Here is a 13,552-nt window from a genome sequence, read left to right as displayed (position 1 = left end):
GCGGGGCAGGAGGAGGGAGATACGAGTCGACCTACATGCCCATGCCGGGCATGCCGCCCATGCCGTCCATGTCGGGCATGCCGCCGCCCTTTTTCGGCTCGGGCTTCTCGACCACGAGCGCCTCGGTCGTCAGCACGAGCCCTGCGATGGACGCGGCGTTCATGATCGCCGAGCGCACGACCTTGGCCGGATCGACGATGCCGGCTTGCACCATGTCGACCAGCTCGTCCGTTTCGGCGTCGAGTCCGATGCCTGACTTGGCGGCTCGCACTTCGGCGACGACGACGCTGCCCTCGAGGCCAGCGTTCTCAGCGATCTGCCGCAGCGGCTCTTCGAGCGCGCGCCGCACGATCATCACGCCGGTCTGCTCGTCGCCCTCCAGGTCGAGCTTGTCGAGCGACTTCTGGGCCCTGAGCAACGCGACGCCGCCACCGGCGACGATGCCTTCTTCGACAGCCGCGCGCGTAGCGGAGAGAGCGTCCTCGTACCGGTGCTTCTTCTCCTTCAGCTCCGTCTCGGTCGAAGCCCCGACCTTGATCACCGCGACTCCGCCGGAGAGCTTCGCCAGCCGCTCCTGCAGCTTCTCTTTGTCGTAGTTGCTGTCGGTGTTCTCGATCTGCGACTTGATCTGGCTGATGCGGCCCATAACGTCGGACTTCTTGCCGGCGCCTTCGATGATCGTCGTATCTTCCTTGGTGATGATGATCTTCTTGGCGCTGCCAAGCATGTCCATCGAAACGTTCTCGAGGGTCTGACCGAGGTCTTCGCTGATGAACGTTCCGGCGGTCAGGATCGCGAGGTCTTCGAGCATCGCCTTGCGGCGGTCGCCGAACCCCGGCGCCTTGACTGCTGCGATCTGCAGCACGCCGCGGATCTTGTTGAGCACGACCGTCGCGAGTGCGTCGCCGTCGATGTCCTCAGCGATGATCAGGATCGGGCGGCGCGCTTGCGCTGCCTTTTCAAGGAACGGGAGCAAGTCCTGCGCGCTGCCGATCTTCTTTTCGTGAATGAGGATATGCGGGTTTTCGAGCACGGTCTCCATTCGCTCCGGATCGGTCACGAAGTACGGGCTGATGTACCCTCGGTCGAACTGCATGCCCTCGACGATTTCCACCGTCGTGTCGCGGCCCTTCGACTCCTCGACCGTGATGACGCCGTCTTTGCCGACCTTGTCCATCGCATCGGCGACCCTCTCGCCGATCTCAGCATCGTTACCGGCGATCGCCGCGACAAACTGCACCTGCTCCTTGTCCTTGATCGGCTTTGCGCCCTTCTTGATATTGGCGATGACTACTTCGACGGCCTTCTCGATTCCGCGCTTGACCGCGATCGGGTTTCCGCCTGCCGCTACGTAGCGGAGTCCTTCCTGCACGATCGACTGTGCGAGCACTGTCGCCGTCGTCGTGCCGTCGCCTGCAACGTCGTTGGTCTTCGAGGCGACCTCTTTGCAGAGCTGCGCGCCGAGGTTCTCGTAAGGATCCTCCAGCTCGATCTCCTTGGCGACGGTGACGCCGTCCTTGGTGATCGTCGGTGAGCCCCACTTCTTGTCGAGCACGACGTTGCGGCCCTTGGGACCGAGAGTGATCTTGACCGCGTCTGCGACCTTGTTGACGCCGCGCTCCAAAGCGCGGCGCGCGTTTTCATCGTATAAAAGTGTTTTTGCTGCCATTGATTTTTTCCTGCTTTGCTGTTCTTCTGCTTTGCTGTTTTCCTTCTTCGCTGTCGCCCAGTAGTCGCCTTGTGGTCGCCAGGTCGTCATCACCAGGCTCGCCGGCGTAGACTGCCGCTGTTTCTCGAACGACGTCGCCTTTAATGGACTTCGTCAGGTTCTGCAACTTGATGCCAAGGCTCTTCAGCTTGCTGTTGATCTGTTGCGTGGACTCCTCTCTTAGGAGGCCGAGATCGACTGCAAGGATCAGAAGCGTCTCAAGTTCGTTGGCAGAGCCAACCGCAACCCTTAGGAACTGTGCAAAAGAACCGTCTGTCCTTCTGCCAGCGCCTTCCGCGATGTTGCAGGGAATAGAAACGGCCGCCCTGCGGAGCTGGGAGACAAGTCCATACCTCTCAGAATCTGGCAGTTCGGAAGACAGCTCATACGCCATCTTAACAACCTCGCGTGCGAGGTTCCAAACTACGAGATCCTTGTAACTACCCATGCTCCTATCAACTTGGCGACGATTTGGCGACGACCTGGCGACGCGCTAGTTAAGTATCGCGTAAATCTGATCCTCGTCCAGGATCGTGTAGTCCTGTCCATCGAGCGTCACTTCGTTTCCGCCGTACTTGCTGAAGAGGACGCGGTCGCCCTTCTTCACGCTGAGCTTGTTGCGGTCACCGTTGTCTAGAACGCGGCCGTCTCCGACTGCGATCACCTTTCCTTCGGTCGGCTTCTTCTTGGCCGAGTCGGGCAGGATGATTCCTCCGGCGGTCTTGTCGTCCGCCTCGAGAACCTGCACGACGACCTTGTCGCCGAGTGGTTTGATCTTTGCCATCTGTGTGTCGTTTCTCCTGGCCCGGCGAATTGGCACTCGCCGGGGCCGATTGCTAATTCTGGCTCTTTTCAGGGTCGTAAGGCAAGGGTTTTTGGCAGAGATAGGTATTGAGTGCCAGCTGAATTCTAGGTATCTTAGACCTATGCCAGAGGGGTTCGACTGGTCAAGGCCGCCGTTTGCGAAGAAGGTGTACCGCGTGCCTTTGTTACCGGTCTTTGTGGTGACCATGGTGTTTACCGCATTGACTTTCGCTGCTCTGCACTTTACTTTCCACGCCATCTATGGCCTTCAATGGTCGAGCCGCGACTATTGGCAGCTGCTGATCGTGCCGCCTGCAATGGCGATCATCGTGACGCCGTTGATGAACTGGCTTACACGGGTCGATCTGACACCGGATTCTATAACGACGTCCAACGCATACGGTATCCGGCAGAAGATGCCGATCAATGATATCGACCGAGCATGGCGACCGTGGTATGGGGTCGGTATTTTTGTAATCGTGCAGGGGAAGGGACATATGTTCCGTCTCTGGGTTCCACTCTTCCTTCGCGAGTTTCCTGACTTCAGCGCTGCTGTCCAACAAGTCACGCCTGACCATCATCCCCTTCGCGCCTTCCTCAAAGAGTACGCGTCGAATAGGAGGTGATCGCAAGAGATGGCGTTCTACATCTCGTTCCTCTCTACGCGACCGGTCGTCAAAGTGACGCCGCAGCTCGTGACGTCGAGGTCGCCCTGGCTCACGCACGTGTTGACGCTGGGCTCTTATTCGCGCAACATCGCAATCGATTCGCGCACGCGGACTGTGCGGATCGACATTCGCTATCTTTGGGTCGGTCGCAGACAGCACACGGTCGCGTTCGACCAGATCGCCTACATCACATACGAGTGCCTGGATCACACGCTCGGCGGCGGGTTTCTGAGCGGCGAGCGCGAGGGGCCGGAACAGTTCGAGGTCGGGCTCGGGTTGAAGAGCGGCAAGCGGCTCGACCTTTGCACGTTTACTGGAGAGGGCGAATACGTGTCCGATCACGCGTTCTTCTGGCAATGGCCGAGCCACAAGATCAAGGAGCTGACCGACGTCGCTGGCACGCAGCAAGAGGAGTCGATGAGCTTCGTCGACCTGATCTGTTACCGAATCGGCGTCCACCTCGGCCCCTGACGGAGCGCGGGGGTTCGCCCCAAAAAGGAGCGCGGGGGTTTGCCCCGCACCCCGGACTGCGGGCGTTTGGCCCGCCGTAGGCAGTAAACTGATGGAGCGATGGATCAATCACGGGGAAGATACTCACGTGGCTACTTGCCACACATCGACGCGGGAAGCGCCACACAGTTCTTGACATTCCGATTGGCAGACTCGCTGCCTGCTTCGTTGATATCTGCCTGGCGCTGCGAACTCTCTACGAAGACTGACAGCGAGCAAAAGAAGGAGATGTACAGTCGTATCGAAAAGCACCTTGACCAAGGCCATGGATCGCTTCTGTTACGGAACCCTGTTGCCGGCAAGATCGTCAACGAGGCGATCATTTTTTACAACGGAAAGAAGTACGTTTTGCACGCTTGGTGCGTCATGCCGAACCACGTCCACTTGCTCGTCACACCTCTCCCTGGGATTACTCTGACAGACATCGTTCGTCCGCTCAAGAGCTATACGTCGAAGTGCATCCACGAAGCGCTTGGAGGTAGCGGGCGTTTGTGGCAGCCGGATTTCTTTGACAGGCTGATTAGAGACAGCGAGCACCATGAGAAGGTCGCTCGGTACATCGAATGGAATCCTGTCAAGGCGGGGCTCTGCCACGACCCTTCGCTTTGGCCTTTTACGTCCTTTGGTCGAATCGGCCACGACGGACGTCTGGCTTGACAGCACGTGCGGGCCAAACGCCCGCGGACCGGGGTGCGGGGCAAACCCCCGCGCTCCATGTTTTCGCCCCCTTTCACTAAGAGTCAAAAAAAGAGTGCGCGAGGGAACTAGGCCGAAATGTTCACTAGGTTTGAAAAACGACATAATGATTTCATGACCGAAGCGGAAATCAAGAATCGCTTAGCGCGCGTATACGCTGCCTTTGGCGACAAAACCAACCTCAAGCCAGAGGACTTTGAACCTGAAGTTCAGAGTAGCGAAGACGGCTTCACGTTAACGCAGGACTTCAGGGGAGGTCGATCTCAAGAAGATCTTGATGGTGATGCAGCATCAATAATAAACGAGATCATGGGGATTCGAGACCGCACTAAAAAGTGGCTCCGCAATAGTGGCGGTGACGACAGTAAGGTTGATACTTTCATCAAGTCTGACCAAGCAGTTTCGCTTGTGCACGATCTCGCAAATACAGACAAGCACGGTGAGCTTGACGGACCGCCGTTTTCAGGGCACAAACCGAATCTTGTGAAGGTCGATCGGTTCGCGACGCTCAAGTACGACCGATCAACAGGCACCTATGCTAAGAGTGGCCAGATCATTGGTGCGCCATTTGACTTTCAGACTGGTGAAATATCGGGTAGTGGAACGAGTTCGAATATGGAGGTTGTGCTTGGCAGCGACATCCATGACGAGAATGGGAACAAGATCGGCGAGCTCCAGAAGGTTCTGCCTGATGCAATCTACAAATGGGAGCAGTTCTTGATTTCAGAAGGACTGTCCCTGAAATAGGTTACGAGAGCGAAAAAGGGCGCTCCGCTCTGATCATGCGGGCCGAACGCTCGCGGAGCGGGGTGCGGGGCGAACCCCCGCGATCCATCACGCGCTATCGTCCCGCTCTTGCTGGGCGATAGCTCTTGCGGGCCGAACGCCCGCGAACCGGGGTGCGGGGCGAACCCCCGCGCTCCTTTTAGTAGCGGTACTGGTCGGCCTTGTAGGGGCCTTCGACTGGGACGCCGATGTAGTCGGCCTGTTCCTGTGACAGCACCGTCAGTTCCGCGTCGAGCTTTTTGAGCTGCAACCGCGCGACTTTCTCGTCGAGCAGTTTCGGCAGCACGTAGACGCCGGGGGCGTAATCTTTGCCGTTTTGCCAAAGCTCGATCTGTGCGAGCACCTGATTGGCGAAGCTTGAACTCATGACGAACGATGGGTGGCCGGTCGCGCAGCCGAGGTTGACGAGCCGTCCGCCAGCCAGCAGGATGATGCGGTTGCCGTTCGGGAGGATGATGTGGTCGACTTGCGGCTTGATCTCGTCCCACTCGTACTTCTGCATCCCGGCGATGTCGATCTCGTTGTCGAAGTGGCCGATGTTGCAGACGATCGCCTGGTTTTTCATCCTCTCCATGTGCCTGCTTTCGATCACGTGGTAGTTGCCGGTCGCGGTGACGAAGATGTCGGCCTTGTCGCAGGCGTAGTCCATCGTGACGACCTTGAAACCCTCCATCGCGGCCTGCAGCGCGCAGATCGGATCGACCTCGGTCACCCAGACCTGGGCTTTGAGCGAACTGAGCGCCTGCGAGCACCCCTTGCCGACGTCGCCGTATCCGCAGACGACCGCGATCTTGCCCGCGATCATCACGTCTGTCGCTCGCTTGATTCCATCGATCAACGATTCGCGGCAGCCGTAGAGGTTGTCGAACTTGCTCTTCGTGACGGAGTCGTTGACGTTCATCGCCGGGAACGGGAGCGTTCCCGCCTTCTGCATTTCGTAGAGGCGGTGGACGCCGGTCGTTGTCTCTTCGGTGACGCCCTGGATGCTCGCCCTGACCTTGCTGTAGAAGTTCGGGTCTTCGGCGAGCTTCTTCTTCATCGCGGCGAAGAGCGCGGTCTCTTCCTCGTTGGTCGGGCTGTCTAGAAAGCTCGGGTCTTTTTCGGCCTCCGCGCCCTTGAGAATGAGGAGCGTCGCGTCACCGCCGTCGTCGAGGATGAGGTTCGGCGCTCCGCCGTCCGGCCAAGTGAAAATCTGGTGCGTGTACTCCCAGTACTCGTCGAGCGTTTCGCCTTTGAAGGCGTACACGGGTGTTCCTCCCTCGGCGATCGCTGCGGCTGCGTGGTCCTGCGTGGAGTATATGTTGCAGCTCGCCCATCTTACGTCTGCGCGGAGCGCTTTAAGCGTTTCGATCAGGACGGCGGTCTGGATGGTCATGTGCAGCGAGCCGGCGATGCGCGCGCCCTTGAGCGGCTGCGCGCCTGCGAGCTCTTCTCGAATCGCCATGAGGCCGGGCATCTCGACTTCGGCGATCGCGATCTCCTTGCGTCCCCATTCGGCGAGGCTCAGGTCTTTGACGAAGTAATCCTGTTCTGATGTTGCGTTGACAGAGCTCATGTTCTCTTCTCGGTTTTTGTAGGCGGCGCTCTTCTGTTCTGCGGACTAAGAGTCCACGGGCCTGGATGCGGACTAAGAGTCCGCGCTCCTAAACTAGAAGAGCGCCCGCGAACGTAATTCGCGAGCGCCGTTTATAGGGCTGAATTGAGCCCTTCGCTGAGCCTGGTCCCGACAAACCTCGGGATCGCAACGCTCCTCAGCTAACATAGTATTCCACAGTTCAGCGAGAACCAATACCAGGAAAGGACTTGTTATCCACCTGCGGAAGCGCTGGCACCAATTCCACCAACCACGCGATAACCTCTGGGCGGCTCTAGCGAAAACGGGGTGTCGTCCAAGAGCGCGTACGTATCGAACGTCTTCACCCGGTAGCGCCTGACGCTCTCACCTCCCTCCCACATACCGATGTAGTCGGCTAAAAAAAGAGCCACCAGGTTAGTCTCCTTGTGGAAGTAGTAGGAGTAGATCACGATTGCGTCTATCTGATGGAGCTGTACAGACACCGCTCGATATTCGCGCTCTCCCAAACGCTCCAGCGATTCTTTCAGCCGCCATGTAAGCTTGTTGCCTTTGCCTTTGAGCACGCCGGGGATTTCAAGGAAGAAAGCCGGCCCAAACTCTGGCTTTTCAGCCAGCAGTCTTGCCTCCTTCTTCTCATGATCGATCTTAATGCCCTTTGAGCCGTTCCAGACAGTCTTGAACTTCCCCTCTTCTTCGAGCGAGACCTTGTCCCCCATCTTGTAGAGCACGAAGTTTGTGACCACTTCACCCTTGCTGTCCTTGACTGTCTTCTCCCATCGCACTTCGAGCATCTGTGCGCTCTTGAGCTCGCGCTGGTAGTCCTGCCACGCACGAGTATCGTGGATTGTCTTCTGATCCTGAATCGCAAGAGCGAGGAACGCCGCTGTCACCACTACACTCATTTGACGACGTATTTCGGCGATGTGTTTCGAATGATGCTAAAGAGCCAGCGTTGCAAGTTCGTGCTCGCCGTTCGTTAAGGTTGCCCAGGAGGTCGACCCTCCATGAGTCGGCTTGAGGTAGGCGGCGAATCGACAAGGCCTTTCATAATTCGCTCCCTCATCCTAACCTTCTCCCTAGGCTAAGGGAGAAGGGACTACCGGACGTAGTGGATCTCGGGAGCGTCGAGGTCGTCGAGCAGCATGAGTGAGACGATCGGCATCGGGCGGTCTTGCGCTATTCTCCGAGCTTCGTCGAAGCTGACCTCTTCGCAAGCCATTCCCGAAAGATCGATCCACTCGGCAAAACGGAACGCGGCGATGTCATTCGAAAAGCACGCCAAGCCGTGCACGCCATCGAAGCAGTAGCAGCCGTACTTAGCCGACGGGCCGTGGCGCAACACGTACAACTGGTCGGGAAAGACCGTGTCGAGTCCTAGAAGCGGGCAGTCGATTGTCTGTTGCATGGCATCCTTAAGTCAATTGTTGGCAGGCCGTCCGTCGAATCTCAGTCCGTGCTGGTTTGTCGGCGATAAAACCGCCTTCCAACGACCATGCCCGGCTCGCGCTTGCCCCGGATTTCGACCTGGCAGGGGGTCTTCAGCTTCACCTCTGCATCGAGAAACGCGAACGCGATGCCGCAGTTCAGTTCCGGGCTGAATATCCCGCTCGTGATACTACCCACCTCGCGTCCCTCCACGATCACCGACATGCCAGGAATCAGCAGCCGTCGCCCGTCTAGCCGAATACCGCGGAGCTTTCTCTTTGGCCCCTCTTTGCGTATTCGATTTACGATTTCACTGCCGAGAAAACCCTTCTCTTCGCTGACGACCCAGCCAAGCCCGGACTCGATCGGACTGACGTCGTCGAGCAGCTCGTGGCCGTAGAGCGGCAGCCCTGCCTCGACTCGCAGAACGTCTCTCGCGCCTAGCCCGCAGGACACGACGCCTGCTTCGTGCAGCGCCTTCCACAGTTTTGGCGCGTCGGTAGCCCTGCAGATCAGCTCGAATCCGTCCTCGCCGGTGTATCCGCTGCGAGCGCACCAGCATGGGCAGCCCGCAACCTCTGCCTCGACGACTCCAAACAGCTTGGCGCTTGCCAGTTCGCCCGGACGGTTGCAGAGCGAGCCGATCGCGTGCGCCGCCCTTGGGCCTTGCACGGCGATCATCGCCGTGTCATCGGTCGTGTCCTCAATCTCGACGCCGAACGAGTTCTCCCTGCGAAAGTGAGCAAGGTCCTTTTTGTGGTTTGCCGCGTTCACGACCATCCGGTACTCGTTCGCGTCGATCCGGTAGACGATCACGTCGTCGACGACGCCGCCCGTGGAGTTCGGCAACAGCGAGTACTGGCCCTTCATATCGTCGAGCTTTGCGACGTCGTTCGTGGTGACCCGTTCCAAGTACTCCAGAACCTGTGCGCCCGTAAAAGTGAGCCGACCCATGTGGCTGACGTCGAACATTCCGACCGCCTTCCGCACAGCCTGAGACTCTTGAATGACGCCGCCGTACTGAACCGGCATTTCATACCCTGCGAACTCGACCAATCTCGCGCCTTCGTTCGAGTGCTGGGCATGCAGCGGAGTCTTCCGGTAAGGCTGGTTCACCGAGCGATTATATCCGCTGGCAGGCCGGGCTTCGTGGGAGCGCGGTCGCTGCAAGAGGGCCGATGTGGACAGATTCTGAGGGTTTTCTTCGGGCCACGGTTGACGAGCTTGGCAGATCGTGAATAGTATACATATATACACTAGTATTAGACCTACTGCGTAAATGTATATCGACCAACTATCGTACGACGCAGACCGCTTGCTTTCGTCCGTCGACCGCGACCCTCAGCGCCCGCACTACCGGGACGATACGTTTCGTCGCAAGCTCACCAAGGCGAGGCAGTACGAGGCGAAGTTGCCACCGGGGTTCCACTCCCGAAGACCGACTTACCTCGTCGAGAAGGAGTGGAAGGCGATCTTGGATCGCGCCAATCTCACCGGCAATCAGTTGGAAGTTGTGAGTTTGAGGCTGGCGGGTCACACGTTTGAGTCTATCGGCCGAAGGCGCGGACATAGCAAGCAGGGCGCCCAGAACATCTTCTTTCAGGCTGCAAAGAAGCTGGTCGAGGCTTGGACCAGCTACCCGTTTCGAGGTCTGGCCGACGTGTATGAAGATGAAACGAGAAGGGGGGGCCGGAACCGAGATCGCCGCCCGATGAAGAAATGTCGCTCGAACGGTACTAGCTTGGCGAACTCTAGGTAGAGTCTGACCCGTCCATTAGGCTGGTGGCTGGTACACTGTGCTAGGTTGCGAGGAAGCCTTTTGAATTTGGTAGCGTGCGACAAGTGTGGCAAGGCAAACATGGCAGACAGCAAGTTCTGCCGTGAGTGCGGTGCTGCCCTAGCCGTCGTACCTGGCGAGGTTCGGCACGAAGAGAATGCCGAGATGATCGCTGATGGCAAACGGCTGTTCGCCGCAGCCCGATACACGGATGCTGCCAACGTGGCGGTCGCGGTGCTGGACGACGACCCGCTCTCCGTACCCGCGCTCGCGTTGCACGGAGACTGCCTCGAAGCGCTTGGAGACTACGACGCCGCACTTGCCCGTTTCGAGCAGATCTTGAGCGTTCGACCAGAATCAAAGCTCGACGAAATTCGCGTTACCCGATTGAAACAGTTGATCGGCTCCGAGGCGATAGCCGTCGATCATGCGCCGAAACGCAAATCCCAGGCTCTGGGCGCTGCCATCGCTGCGGCGATGCTTCTCATTTCGTCCGGCACAGCGTTGGTCTTGGCGACGAGACCCACTGACGATGTCCAAGCTCTTGACGATGGTCAGGAGGGCGTCGAAGTGACGCCGTTTAGAATACTTCCGCGTGTCCCCACGCAGACTGGGACAGTTGGCACACAGCCACTATCGGATCGACAGCCTAACGGCGAAGTTGCGCAGCCAGGCAACAGCATAACGGCGCAAATCGGCACGGAGCTTCTAGGTGCCAACAATATCTACAGTCCAGGAATCCTCAAGCAGTACGATCCGAACGCGCCAAGCATCGTCGACCCAAGAAGATTGTCCCCCACGGGGCCTTACCCCGTGAATCCAGGAACGCCTGTCCCGACCGTCAGGGACGACAACAACGACACCGTTGATCCACCACCCGATCCGATTGGCTCAGACGACCGGCAAGCAAACAGCGGCCGCAATTCCGTCATCGACATCAGGCCAAGCGAAGGGCAGAACAGCGGACCTACGACGACGTCGAACGGCAGTGAAAGCGTCGACGACACCGCCGCGCTGGCGGATACGCTGACGCGGGTAGCACGTCAGCAGTACATTTTGGCGAACTATGAAAAGGCGGCTGACGCGTATGAAAAGGCGCTCGCTGCCGGTGCCAGCCCCGGCAGCACGAATCAGCGCCTGGCACAGTGCTACGAAAAGCTTGGTCGCCGGGCCGACGCCATCCGAAGGTACGAACTCGCGATCAGCGCCTATGAGAGGGTAACTCCGCTCCCACAGCGTGCAAAGTTGGCGATCGCGGCTTGTCAGCAAGCCATCAAGATTCTCCGGGATCGGTAACATGTCGCCGCGCGCTCTGACGGCCGTACTCCTGCTTCTCGCATCGTGCGCATCGTTTGCCGTTCCCGCCGTTCTCATCGTCCAACCGCTTTCACGCGATCAACCCGAGCTGCAACTGTTCTTCGCGCAATACCTAGCAGAGGAACTCGACGTTACCGGGCGTGTTGCACCGATCGTCTGGTCGATGAACGATCCGATGTTCCGGGAGTACGTCGGCGACGGAACGATCGGCGAATTTGTTCCTGCTCCAGATCTGAAGCTCATCCGAGACGTCGGACGCAAACTGCGCGTGCAGTACGTGATGATCGTCGACGCATACATCGTCGACGGCGTGGTCACACCAGCGGCCGATCTGTACCGCGGGCGCGCCACCCGTCCGGCTTGGAGCCTGCAGAAGGAGCAGCGACGCGGAGGCGGACGCCTCGTCGTCCTTGAAGACGGCGTGGTCAACGAAGCCGAGACGCGGCGCATCAAGGAGCAGTACCTGGAGTTGCAGGGTGCAAACGCCTCGACGTTCGTCGTTACCGTGAATGGCAAGATCGACCCGCTAAGCACGGCCATGACGCTCGCTAGAACGGTCTCGAGAATGTTGTCGGAGGGACCGTTCAAAGAGCATCCGCCTCGCAACCGATCATTCACGCCGGAGCCCGGGGGCAGCCTGATTTTTTCGGATGACGTCGGCGATTTTTCTGCAGACCCGCCCGAGGTGCAATTCGCGATCCAAAAAGCGTTAGCCCTCATCGAGGACGGCAAGAACCCGGAGGCGATACTTGTGCTTCGGGAAGCGGTGGACGCCGACCCGAGCAGCGCGAGCGCGCGCCGCCTGCTCACAAACAGGCTTCTGGCCGCAGGACACTTTAGACAAGCAGCCTCTGAAGCCGGCCGCGGGGCTCAGCTCGCGCCCGACGCCGCGGACCTGTGGCTGTTGGCCTCACGTGGCTGGATACTCGCATTAGAGCCAGAAAAGGCGCGAACCGCCTTGAACGAGGCACTGGCTCGCGGAATCGATTCGGAGACGTCTGATCGAATCAGCGGCGACCTGCTGCTGTTGGAGGGGAGGCTCGATGAGGCCGTTGCCGCGTATACGCGATCCTTGGAAAGGGCAGACTCGGTCGAAGCCAGACTTGGTCGCGCGCTGGTTTGCGCGCTGAACGGGGACGGCGACCAGTGCGAGCTTGACCTAGCGATTATACGTGGACTCGATATCGAGAACTCCGAGCTGACATACCGGCACTTGATCACCCTGCTCAACCCGGCTGTCGACTCGCTGGTCCAAAGCCTTCGGGACTTACCGCTCGAGATTCGAACTGCGAACGGTCCGGCCACGCTCGAAAAAGCGCAGCGCAACGAATCAGTCGCAACGGCGATGGTCGCGTTCCTAGAAACAGTACCGGTTCCAGAACGGTTCTCAAAGTCGCACGCGACCAGGAACTTGGCACACAAGTTGATTGCACAGTGTGCGTACGACGTTTTGTCGTTTGCGCAACAGCTGGACGAAGACGTCGCGATGGAGTCGTCGCTCAGCCTCGGTGAGGCGGCGCGCCTCCTTCCGACCGTCCGGGAGATATACGAGCAGGAACTGCGCTACGGCAACTCGTCAGATCTGTTCTGAATGAGTGCAAACTATGAGTGTTCCTGACCTGCTGTTGGTGCCGCTGCTTCTTTTCGGCGGTTCTGCGATGATCGCGTACTTCGTGACGGCGCACTTTGCCGCCCGGCGTTACGACGTAGACATCGAGCCCAATTCAAGAGTTCGCATGGTCGGTCCGGGCGGTGTGTACCGGTGTCATTTCGTTCGAAAGCACTCTTCTGGGCTGGTTTTCTCCTCCCCCTTGCAGGCCGATCGCTTCACGCGGATCGAGGTCGGCGACCGACTGCTCGTGCAGGCTCCAAGCGATGGCTACCTCATGACCTTTCGTTCAGTCGTCTCTTCTTGCGACGAGGCCACCAAAGAGCTGACGCTCGAACTGCCGCAGCATCTGCGTCGGGTCGATCGCAGATCGGAGCCGCGCGACGAATCCTTCGGCGGGCGTACGGCGTTGCTCAACGGCAACGAAGTGTCCATGCTGGACCTTTCGGCTGGAGGGGCTTGCCTGGCAACGGATAAGTACATCCGGCCTGGAACCACCGTGAAGTTAGAATTGCCGGATGGCGGCGAGGCCTACGGTTGGTCGCTTAATTCTAGGGAGGAGTCCGGCAATGCTTACCTGGGTTACCGCACTCGCCTTCGGTTTGACGAGCCGCTTTCTGGACTCGATCTATAATATTCGCGCCCCCGCTGGGAAAAGACGGGGGCGCTAGAGTGA

At 58.9% G+C, this 13,552-nt stretch carries 15 protein-coding genes and 1 riboswitch; of the genes, 8 read left to right on the top strand and 7 right to left on the bottom strand.

Features of this window, described 5'->3' with window-relative positions; genetic code table 11:
* Window positions 1-31: 31 nt before the first annotated feature.
* The 3 genes from groL to groES are packed head-to-tail and all read right to left on the bottom strand — an operon-like array spanning window position 32 to window position 2,492.
* Entirely contained in the window at window positions 32-1,669 is a 1,638-nt protein-coding gene (groL, locus tag IH944_11755; GenBank protein ID MCH7905221.1) for a chaperonin GroEL, read from the bottom strand.
* Complete coding sequence (locus IH944_11750; protein MCH7905220.1) at window positions 1,641-2,156, bottom strand: four helix bundle protein; 516 nt, start codon at window positions 2,154-2,156, stop codon at window positions 1,641-1,643. The genes groL and IH944_11750 overlap by 29 nt, the downstream gene beginning before the upstream one ends.
* A 45-nt stretch (window positions 2,157-2,201) precedes the next feature.
* Window positions 2,202-2,492, bottom strand: coding sequence for a co-chaperone GroES (gene groES, locus IH944_11745; protein ID MCH7905219.1), 291 nt, complete (start codon window positions 2,490-2,492; stop codon window positions 2,202-2,204).
* A gap of 142 nt (window positions 2,493-2,634) precedes the next feature.
* Here groES and IH944_11740 point away from each other — a divergent pair, with 142 nt between their 5' ends.
* The 4 genes from IH944_11740 to IH944_11725 all read left to right on the top strand — a co-directional run bounded on the left by IH944_11740 (window position 2,635) and on the right by IH944_11725 (window position 5,133).
* Window positions 2,635-3,138 carry a hypothetical protein gene (locus IH944_11740; protein MCH7905218.1) on the top strand — a complete coding sequence of 168 codons (504 nt, stop codon included), beginning with the start codon at window positions 2,635-2,637 and terminating at the stop codon, window positions 3,136-3,138.
* 9 nt (window positions 3,139-3,147) lie between these two features.
* Window positions 3,148-3,651 carry a hypothetical protein gene (locus IH944_11735; GenBank protein MCH7905217.1) on the top strand — a complete coding sequence of 168 codons (504 nt, stop codon included), beginning with the start codon at window positions 3,148-3,150 and terminating at the stop codon, window positions 3,649-3,651.
* A 99-nt stretch (window positions 3,652-3,750) separates the two neighbouring features.
* Complete coding sequence (locus tag IH944_11730; GenBank protein MCH7905216.1) at window positions 3,751-4,347, top strand: transposase; 597 nt, start codon at window positions 3,751-3,753, stop codon at window positions 4,345-4,347.
* A 153-nt stretch (window positions 4,348-4,500) separates the two neighbouring features.
* Entirely contained in the window at window positions 4,501-5,133 is a 633-nt protein-coding gene (locus IH944_11725) for a hypothetical protein (GenBank protein ID MCH7905215.1), read from the top strand.
* 178 nt (window positions 5,134-5,311) lie between these two features.
* Here the strand turns inward: IH944_11725 and IH944_11720 are convergent, their stop codons facing one another.
* The 4 genes from IH944_11720 to gcvT form a co-directional block, all read right to left on the bottom strand.
* The gene (locus IH944_11720; GenBank protein MCH7905214.1) at window positions 5,312-6,727 is read right to left on the bottom strand and encodes an adenosylhomocysteinase; all 1,416 of its coding nucleotides are present in this window, start codon (window positions 6,725-6,727) and stop codon (window positions 5,312-5,314) included.
* A gap of 115 nt (window positions 6,728-6,842) precedes the next feature.
* A riboswitch (S-adenosyl-L-homocysteine riboswitch) is annotated at window positions 6,843-6,931 on the bottom strand.
* Between the two features lie 47 nt (window positions 6,932-6,978).
* On the bottom strand, window positions 6,979-7,650 hold the full coding sequence (locus tag IH944_11715) for a hypothetical protein (GenBank protein ID MCH7905213.1): 672 nt from the start codon (window positions 7,648-7,650) through the stop codon (window positions 6,979-6,981).
* 194 nt (window positions 7,651-7,844) lie between these two features.
* The gene (locus IH944_11710; protein MCH7905212.1) at window positions 7,845-8,153 is read right to left on the bottom strand and encodes a hypothetical protein; all 309 of its coding nucleotides are present in this window, start codon (window positions 8,151-8,153) and stop codon (window positions 7,845-7,847) included.
* 41 nt (window positions 8,154-8,194) lie between these two features.
* The gene (gene gcvT, locus IH944_11705) at window positions 8,195-9,289 is read right to left on the bottom strand and encodes a glycine cleavage system aminomethyltransferase GcvT (GenBank protein MCH7905211.1); all 1,095 of its coding nucleotides are present in this window, start codon (window positions 9,287-9,289) and stop codon (window positions 8,195-8,197) included.
* Window positions 9,290-9,452: 163 nt separating this feature from the next.
* Here gcvT and IH944_11700 point away from each other — a divergent pair, with 163 nt between their 5' ends.
* Genes IH944_11700 through IH944_11685 form a run of 4 tightly spaced genes read left to right on the top strand, consistent with a single transcriptional unit; the run spans window position 9,453 to window position 13,510 of the window.
* Window positions 9,453-9,932 (top strand): hypothetical protein, encoded by a 480-nt coding sequence (locus IH944_11700; GenBank protein MCH7905210.1) that lies wholly within the window; start codon window positions 9,453-9,455, stop codon window positions 9,930-9,932.
* Window positions 9,933-9,992: 60 nt separating this feature from the next.
* Window positions 9,993-11,246, top strand: a complete 1,254-nt coding sequence (locus tag IH944_11695) for a tetratricopeptide repeat protein (protein MCH7905209.1) — start codon at window positions 9,993-9,995, stop codon at window positions 11,244-11,246.
* Between the two features lies 1 nt (window position 11,247).
* Window positions 11,248-12,858 (top strand): hypothetical protein, encoded by a 1,611-nt coding sequence (locus tag IH944_11690; protein ID MCH7905208.1) that lies wholly within the window; start codon window positions 11,248-11,250, stop codon window positions 12,856-12,858.
* Between the two features lie 13 nt (window positions 12,859-12,871).
* Window positions 12,872-13,510, top strand: coding sequence for a hypothetical protein (locus tag IH944_11685; GenBank protein MCH7905207.1), 639 nt, complete (start codon window positions 12,872-12,874; stop codon window positions 13,508-13,510).
* Window positions 13,511-13,552: the final 42 nt, after the last annotated feature.

The sequence above is a fragment of the Armatimonadota bacterium genome (assembly GCA_022563855.1).
GTDB lineage: Bacteria > Armatimonadota > Fimbriimonadia > Fimbriimonadales > Fimbriimonadaceae > JADFMN01.
The sequence above is the reverse complement of the archived record's forward strand: the minus strand, read 5'-3'. Positions and strand labels throughout refer to the sequence as shown.